Below are 7,904 nucleotides of genomic sequence, written 5' to 3'. Positions count from 1 at the left end.
AAGCTTCGGCTTCCTTTTTTTGTTTTATAGATTTTTTTTAACTTTTGCTTATGTTCTCTAGTGTCGACCTTGCGAACTGACTAGAATAAGAATACAATCTATGGCCGATTTTTGACCCTGAGCTGATGCTTTTCGTGGCTAAACTCGGAAGTACTATTTGATAAAATGGTACATATTTATCAAATTTAAGCTCAGGTCTTAGTGAGTAACGGAACCAACCGATGACGACAAATACTGAAAACCAGAATAATTCTCTGGATATTGTTAAGTGGGGCATTGCAGTTATATTGATTGCCGCCGCTGTTATTGGCAACCAAGCATTTGGCGAAGCCAGTGTTGTAGTACGCGCATTAGGCGTAATTGTTGCCTTTGTAATTGCAGGCTTTATTGCTCTGCAAACGGTAAAGGGTAAAGAAGCTTTATCTTTTGCTCGTGAAGCTCACATTGAAGTACGTAAAGTGGTTTGGCCTACGCGTCAAGAAGCGCTGAACACAACATTCATTGTTCTTGCTGCAACAGCTGTCGTAGCCGTTATCCTTTGGGGTTTCGACTGGGTACTATTGCGCGTTGTTAACCTAATTACTGGCGTATAGGCATTTACATGACTGAAGCAACAGAAGCAAAAAAAAGATGGTATGTCATTCAAGCATTCTCAGGCTATGAAGGCCGAGTAGTAAAAACATTGCTTGAACATATTAAGATGCACAACATGGAAGATTACTTTGCAGAGGTATTAGTACCGACTGAAGAAGTAGTTGAAATGCGTGATGGTCAACGTCGCAAGAGCGAACGTAAATTCTTCCCTGGCTATGTATTAGTCCAAATGGAAATGAATGACGAAAGCTGGCACTTAGTGAAAAGCATTCCACGAGTAATGGGCTTCATTGGTGGGACTTCAGATCGTCCAGCACCAATCTCAGACAAAGAAGCGGATGCCATTCTTCAGCGTTTACAAGATACCGTTGAGTCTCCTACTCATCGCGTTATGTTTGAACCTGGTGAAGTTGTTCGTGTTAACGATGGTCCATTTGCTGACTTTAATGGCACCATTGAAGAAGTTGATTACGATAAGAACCGCGTTAAGGTTTCAGTAATGATCTTCGGTCGTTCTACTCCAGTTGAGTTAGACTTCCAGCAAGTTGAAAAGAACTGATTAAATTAAATACAAATAGTATTTGTTTGCGGGTGCGGATTTTAGTATAATCCGCACCCGTTGTTTTCAAGGGGAGCTCATTGGCATGTAGCCGATAGCGTTTGAACCCAAATTGAGGAAATGTCGACATGGCAAAGAAAATTGAAGCTTATATTAAGCTACAAGTAGCAGCCGGTGCTGCAAACCCGTCTCCACCAGTTGGTCCTGCTCTAGGTCAAAAAGGTGTGAACATCATGGAATTCTGTAAAGCATTCAACGCTCGTACTGAAAAGTTCGACAAAGGTATGCCGATTCCTGTTGTTATCACTGTATACAACGATCGTTCTTTCACGTTCGAAACTAAGACTCCTCCTGCATCTTTCTTATTATTGAAAGCTGCCGGTCTTAAGTCTGGTTCTGGCCGTCCAAATACCGAAAAAGTTGGAACTATCAAGCGCAGCGCTGTTCAGGAAATTGCTGAAACAAAAGCGACTGATATGACTGGTGCCGATGTTGAAGCGATGATGCGTTCAATTGAAGGTACTGCACGTTCAATGGGTTTGGTAGTAGAGGACTAATATAATGGCAAAGCTAACTAAGCGCATGCGCGTAATCCGCGAGAAAATCGACGGAACTAAAAGCTACGATATCAATGAAGCTGTTTCTTTATTAAAAGAACTTGCTACTGCTAAATTCGTAGAAAGTGTTGACGTTGCTGTTAACCTAGGTATTGATCCTCGTAAATCAGATCAAAACGTTCGTGGCGCTACAGTATTACCACATGGTACTGGCCGTGAAGTTCGTGTTGCTGTGTTCACACAGGGCGCAAACGCTGAAGCAGCTAAAGAAGCTGGTGCAGAGTTAGTTGGTATGGACGAACTTGCTGCACAAGTTAAAGCTGGCGAAATGAACTTCGACGTAGTTATCGCATCTCCAGATGCAATGCGCGTTGTTGGTCAATTAGGTCAAATCTTAGGCCCACGTGGTCTAATGCCTAACCCAAAAACTGGTACAGTAACGCCAAATGTTGCTGAAGCAGTTAAAAATGCCAAAGCCGGTCAAGTTCGTTACCGTAACGACAAGAATGGCATTATCCACACTACTATTGGTAAAGTGGATTTTGAACCAGCACAGCTTAAAGAAAACTTAGAAGCGTTAGTCGCAGCACTGAAAAAGGCTAAGCCTGCAGTTGCTAAAGGCGTATACGTGAAAAAAGTTAGCATCTCTACCACTATGGGTGCAGGTGTAGTTATCGACCAGGGTACTCTGGAAGAAGCTAAGTAATATACAAAGCGAGCGTATTAGTCTATAATGCGCGCACTTTGTGGGTTGAGGTCTGTTTTCGACAATGTTGAAAACAGGTTTCCGTCCAAGACCGTAGGTGTTTTCTTAGGATAACTTAATTTCCTACGTAGACGGTGTCAGACCCCCCAGATAGATTTTGTTCTGCTGGAAATCTGCACCGTAAGTCGTTAAACACATAAGTGTTTAATATGGTAAATACTAGGGATATCCCTAGGTAGAATCCAGGAGTAAAGCCAATGGCATTAAGACTCGAAGACAAAAAAGCGATTGTTGCTGAAGTCAACGAAGCAGCCAAAGGTGCTTTATCTGCAGTTGTAGCCGATTCACGCGGTGTAACTGTAGGTGATATGACCGGTCTGCGTAAAGCAGCTCGTGAAGCTGGTGTTTATGTACGTGTAGTACGTAATACATTAGTTAAACGCGCTGTAGTTGGTACTGATTTTGAGTGCCTATCTGACACGTTTACTGGTCCTACTTTAATTGCATTTTCTACTGAGCACCCAGGTGCTGCAGCGCGTCTTCTAAAAGATTTCGCAACTGCACAAGAAAAGTTTGAAATTAAAGCAGCAGCCTTTGAAGGGGAAGTAATCCCTGCAGCAGATATTGATCGTTTAGCGAAATTACCAACTTACGACGAAGCACTAGCTCAGTTGATGATGACTATGAAAGAAGCATCTGCTGGCAAGTTTGTTCGTACATTGGCCGCTCTTCGCGATCAAAAAGAAGCAGCTTAATATTTTATTAGCCGCTTAAATTTATTGAATTCAGTACAATAGGAATTTTTTGTTATGTCTATCACAAAAGACCAAATCTTAGAAGCTTTCGCAGAAATGTCTGTAATGGAAGTTGTTGAACTTATCGAAGCAATGGAAGAGAAATTCGGCGTTTCAGCTGCTGCAGCAGTAGTTGCTGGCGGCGCAGAAGGCGGCGCAGCTGCTGCTGAGCAAACCGAATTTGACGTTGTTATGACTTCTTTCGGTGCTAACAAAGTTGCTGTTATTAAAGCACTTCGTGGCGCTACAGGTCTTGGCCTGAAAGAAGCTAAAGCTATGGCTGAATCTGCACCAGTTGCAGTTAAAGAAGCTATCACTAAAGAAGAAGCAGAAGCCCTTAAAGGCGATCTAGAAGCTGCTGGCGCTGAAGTAGAAGTTAAGTAAGTTATACTCTAACTTACCACCTCCCGAGAAATCGGGCGGAGGCTGGCGGTTTTTTAACCGTCGGCCTTTTTTGCGCTATATGCGCAGGCGATTTTTTATTCACCGTTTGTCGCCAGTTATTAGCAGTTCCTAGCAGAGATTACTGGTTAGGTTCTTGCCATCAACGGTGATGGGCAAACGTGCTGTTATAATACTTATATTATTTCAGTCTTGGTCACATCTCGTAAGTAGAGGAAACCCATGGTTTACTCCTATTCTGAAAAGAAGCGTATTCGTAAAGACTTTGGCAAACGTCAAAAAGTTTTGGATATTCCGTACCTATTGTCTATTCAGTTAGACTCTTTTAAGAAGTTCACCGATCAAGATCCTACGGGTGAACGCGGCTTTGAAGCTGCATTCCGTAGCGTTTTTCCCATCAAGAGCTTTTCTGGCAATTCTGAACTGCAATATGTCAGTTACAAGCTAGGCGAGCCAGTTTTTGATGTGAAAGAGTGTCAGATCCGCGGTGTTACATATTCAGCGCCATTACGCGTGAAATTGCGTATGGTTTTATATGACCGTGAAGCTGCGCCAGGCACAGTTAAAGATATTAAAGAACAAGAAGTCTACATGGGTGATATCCCATTAATGACTGATAACGGTACTTTTGTTATCAATGGTACTGAGCGTGTTATCGTGTCTCAGTTACACCGTTCACCTGGTGTATTCTTTGATCATGACCGTGGTAAAACCCACTCTTCTGGTAAGGTGCTATATAACGCACGTATTATTCCTTACCGTGGTTCATGGCTTGACTTTGAATTTGATCCAAAAGATGCCTTATTTGTACGTATTGACCGTCGTCGTAAATTACCAGCGACGATCATGCTACGTGCATTAGAGTTTTCTACTCAAGAAATCTTAGACTTATTCTTCGAACGTATTCAGTTCAAGATTAAGCAAGATTCACTTGTTATGGCACTTGTGCCTGATCGCCTCCGTGGTGAGACAGCAAGTTATGACATTAAAGATTCTGAAGGCAAATTACTTGTTGAATCTGGTCGTCGTATTACTGCTCGTCATATTAAGCAGCTTGAAAAAACCAATACAACTGAACTTGAAGTACCAGTTGACTATATCGTTGGCAAATACGCTGCTCAAGATTACATCGATACAGATACTGGTGAAGTACTTGTTAGCGCAAATGCCGAAATCACCCTTGAAGACCTAGCTAAACTTTCTTTAGCGGGTATCAAAGACGTTGATACATTGTTTATCAACGATTTGGATCATGGTGCATACATCTCAGACACATTACGCATTGATTCAACAACTAACCGCTTAGAAGCATTAGTTGAGATCTACCGTATGATGCGTCCTGGTGAGCCACCAACCAAAGATGCTGCTGAAGGCTTATTCCAGAACTTGTTCTTCAGTGAAGAACGTTATGACTTATCTAAAGTAGGTCGTATGAAGTTCAACCGTCGTCTTGAGATTGCTGATGACGAAGGTGCTGGCGTACTGTCTAAAGAAGACATCGTACACGTTATGAAGAAAATCATCGAAATCCGTAACGGTTACGATGAAGTCGATGACATTGACCATCTAGGTAACCGTCGTATTCGTAGCGTAGGTGAAATGGCTGAAAACCAATTCCGTGTTGGTCTAGTTCGTGTTGAGCGTGCTGTTCGTGAACGTCTATCTTTAGGCGATCTGAATGAGCTTATGCCACAAGATCTAATCAACGCTAAGCCTATCTCTGCGGCAGTGAAAGAATTCTTTGGTTCTTCACAATTGTCACAGTTCATGGATCAAAACAACCCGTTGTCAGAAGTAACGCATAAACGTCGTATTTCTGCTCTTGGTCCTGGTGGTTTAACACGTGAACGTGCTGGTTTCGAAGTACGTGACGTACATCCAACTCACTACGGTCGTTTGTGTCCGATTGAAACGCCAGAGGGACCAAACATTGGTCTAATTAACTCATTGGCAAGTTTCGCGCGTACAAACTCGTATGGCTTCCTTGAAACCCCTTATCGTAAAGTGGTTGATTGTGTGGTTACTGATGAAGTTGAATACTTATCAGCAATCGAAGAAGGCCGATATGTGATTGCACAGGCAAACATTGAAATTGATTCTTCAAACCGTATGCTTGAAGAGCAAATTGCTTGTCGTCATAAAGGTGAATCTACCTTTATGCGTGCTGCTGATATCCAGTATATGGATGTATCACCACAACAGATTATTTCTGTTGCAGCATCACTAATTCCGTTCTTAGAACACGATGATGCTAACCGTGCATTGATGGGTGCAAACATGCAACGTCAAGCCGTACCGACTTTAAGAGCTGATAAGCCTCTTGTTGGTACTGGTATTGAACGTACTCTTGCTGTTGACTCAGGTGTTGTTGTTGCTGCGAAACGTGGTGGTGTTATCGACTATGTTGATGCTGGCCGTATCGTAGTAAAAGTTAACGAAGCAGAATTGACGCCAGGCGAAGCCGGTATCGATATCTATAACTTAACTAAATACACTCGTTCTAACCAAAACACTTGTATTAACCAACGCCCTTGTTGTTCTGTTGGTGACCCAATTGTTCGTGGTGATGTTTTAGCTGATGGTCCGTCTACCGATTTAGGTGACTTGGCTTTAGGTCAAAACATGCGTATCGCATTCATGCCTTGGAACGGTTATAACTTCGAAGATTCGATCTTAATCTCTGAGCGCGTAGCGCAAGAGGATCGTTTCACTACTATTCATATTCAAGAGCTTTCATGTATTGCTCGTGATACGAAACTAGGTAGCGAAGAAATTACTGCTGATATTCCAAATGTAGGTGAATCTGCTCTGTCTAAATTAGATGAGTCAGGTATTGTTTACATTGGTGCTGAAGTCAAAGGCGGCGACATTCTAGTTGGTAAAGTGACACCTAAAGGTGAAACACAGCTGACTCCAGAAGAGAAACTCCTCCGAGCTATTTTTGGTGAAAAAGCTTCTGATGTTAAGGACAGCTCTTTACGTGTACCTAACTCTGTTAAAGGCACCATCATCGATGTTCAAGTATTCACTCGTGACGGTATCGAAAAAGATAAACGTGCGCTTGAAATTGAAGAGATGCATGTTGGCCAAGCTCGTAAAGATTTAGGCGAAGAGTTCCAAATCCTTGAAGAAGGTGTTTTGAGCCGTGCGCGTAACTTGTTACTTGCTGCAGGTTTCTCTCAGGAGAAAATCGCTGAATTACCACGTAAAGATGTGTTGATTCAGGTTATCGAAGATGAAGCGAAGCAAACTGAGCTTGAGCAATTAGCTGAGCAACATGAAGAGCTAAAAGCTGACTTTGATAAGAAGTTTGAAGTTAAACGTCGTAAGATCACCCAAGGTGATGACTTAGCACCTGGTGTACTGAAGATTGTTAAGGTTTACCTTGCAGTTAAACGTACTATCCAGCCTGGTGATAAGATGGCGGGTCGTCACGGTAACAAAGGTGTAATTTCTAAGATTTGTCCTATTGAAGACATGCCATACGATGAAACTGGTGATCCAGTAGATATCGTACTAAACCCATTGGGCGTACCATCGCGTATGAACATTGGTCAGGTATTAGAGGTTCACATGGGGGCTGCTGCAAAGGGTATCGGTAATCGAATTACTGCTATGCTTGAAGAGCAACGTGAAATTGCTGAACTTCGCGATTATATTCAGAAAGTTTATGATCTAGGTGACGACGTTCTTCAGAAAGTCGATATCAATACATTCTCTGATCATGAAGTAGTGCGTCTGGCTAAAAACCTTAAAGGTGGTATTCCAGTTGCTACACCAGCTTTCGATGGTGCTAAAGAGAAAGAGATCAAGGAAATGCTGCTATTAGCAGGATTACCTGACTCAGGCCAGTTGACGTTATGTGACGGCCGTACCGGTAACGAATTTGAGCGTAAAGTAACTGTTGGTTACATGTACATGCTTAAATTGAACCATTTAGTTGATGACAAGATGCACGCCCGTTCAACCGGTTCGTACAGCTTAGTAACTCAACAACCATTGGGCGGTAAAGCTCAATTTGGTGGTCAACGTTTCGGTGAGATGGAAGTATGGGCACTAGAAGCATACGGTGCTGCATATACTCTTCAGGAAATGCTAACGGTTAAATCAGATGACGTTAACGGTCGTACTCAGATGTATAAAAACATCGTCGACGGTAACCATCAGATGCACCCAGGCATGCCTGAGTCTTTCAACGTATTGTTGAAGGAAATTCGTTCACTTGGTATTAATATCGAGTTGGATCAAGAGTAAGCATCGCTCTTAAGCAATGTTTGGTAACCAAGGATGCT

7 protein-coding genes are annotated in these 7,904 nt (G+C 42.5%); all 7 read left to right on the top strand.

Annotation, left to right across the window (positions count from 1 at the left end; translation table 11 throughout):
• Positions 1-221 precede the first annotated feature (221 nt).
• Positions 222-593: a preprotein translocase subunit SecE gene (gene secE, locus BCU84_RS17765; protein ID WP_055026517.1), complete on the top strand. Its 372-nt coding sequence runs from the start codon at positions 222-224 to the stop codon at positions 591-593.
• A gap of 8 nt (positions 594-601) precedes the next feature.
• On the top strand, positions 602-1,153 hold the full coding sequence (gene nusG / locus BCU84_RS17760; protein WP_102529400.1) for a transcription termination/antitermination protein NusG: 552 nt from the start codon (positions 602-604) through the stop codon (positions 1,151-1,153).
• Positions 1,154-1,281: 128 nt separating this feature from the next.
• The gene (gene rplK / locus BCU84_RS17755; RefSeq protein ID WP_102529399.1) at positions 1,282-1,710 is read left to right on the top strand and encodes a 50S ribosomal protein L11; all 429 of its coding nucleotides are present in this window, start codon (positions 1,282-1,284) and stop codon (positions 1,708-1,710) included.
• A 4-nt stretch (positions 1,711-1,714) separates the two neighbouring features.
• The gene (rplA, locus tag BCU84_RS17750) at positions 1,715-2,416 is read left to right on the top strand and encodes a 50S ribosomal protein L1 (RefSeq protein WP_102529398.1); all 702 of its coding nucleotides are present in this window, start codon (positions 1,715-1,717) and stop codon (positions 2,414-2,416) included.
• Positions 2,417-2,673: 257 nt separating this feature from the next.
• A complete protein-coding gene (gene rplJ, locus BCU84_RS17745) occupies positions 2,674-3,171 on the top strand; it encodes a 50S ribosomal protein L10 (RefSeq protein WP_102529397.1) in 498 nt (165 codons plus the stop codon).
• Positions 3,172-3,225: 54 nt separating this feature from the next.
• A complete protein-coding gene (gene rplL / locus BCU84_RS17740; protein ID WP_102529396.1) occupies positions 3,226-3,594 on the top strand; it encodes a 50S ribosomal protein L7/L12 in 369 nt (122 codons plus the stop codon).
• 240 nt (positions 3,595-3,834) lie between these two features.
• Complete coding sequence (gene rpoB, locus BCU84_RS17735; protein WP_102529395.1) at positions 3,835-7,866, top strand: DNA-directed RNA polymerase subunit beta; 4,032 nt, start codon at positions 3,835-3,837, stop codon at positions 7,864-7,866.
• Positions 7,867-7,904: the final 38 nt, after the last annotated feature.

The sequence above is a fragment of the Shewanella sp. 10N.286.51.B7 genome (assembly GCF_002873615.1).
In the GTDB taxonomy this organism is placed as follows: domain Bacteria; phylum Pseudomonadota; class Gammaproteobacteria; order Enterobacterales; family Shewanellaceae; genus Shewanella; species Shewanella electrodiphila.
This window is presented reverse-complemented; position numbering and strand designations above follow the sequence as displayed.